At 46.0% G+C, this 652-nt stretch carries 1 protein-coding gene; it reads right to left on the bottom strand.

The features are described 5' to 3' along the window. Window positions 1-24: 24 nt before the first annotated feature. Window positions 25-652, bottom strand: a 628-nt coding sequence (locus A3739_RS27875) for an energy transducer TonB (protein WP_156502917.1), incomplete at its 5' end; no start/stop codon positions are given.

Consider the following 652-nt stretch of genomic DNA (forward strand, 5'->3'; position numbering starts at 1 on the left):
GAACTGCAATGAAGAGCAAAACGTTTAGTCGAGCCTAAACGAGATGGGTACAGTAACATAGCCTCTCAACGAAGCTTCAGCCGCATCAGCAGGAGAGAAGCTCCAGCTTTCGTAAATAGTTGAATAAGCGGCAAAATCTAAAGCCGATACATTACTCGATTCTAGAATCTCTACGTAAGTCACCGAGCCCGTAACATCAACATGCACTCCTAATAATACATCCCCTTCCCAACCACGCCTGCGCGCTAAGCTAGGATAAACTGGTCTGGGATTTGAAGGGCTACCTAGCACATAAGCTGGCGATCTAAATTGCTCTTTAGGCTCTTCAATTTTCTTGACCGGAGCCTTCTGCTCTTTTTGATCTTGTTGAGGCTGCTCTTTTGCTTTGCTTTCGGCAACTTTATTAGCAGGTTCACCCTTATCCGAATGATCACTGATGCTCGCTTCGGATTGCTTCGCAATTTTCTTCTTGGATGGAGCAACTGTTTGAATAGTCTCAACCGGTGATGATTTAGAAGGCTCGCTTTCTAAAATGGCTTCCGTTGACTTTTGAGGTTCGGGTTCGACAACCGGTTTCTCGACAGGCTTCACCACAGGATCGGGTTTCGATTTAGGGGTAAGATCTTCCTGTTTTGGCGATTCTTGACTGGCC

It is taken from the genome of Oleiphilus sp. HI0067 (genome assembly GCF_001635735.1).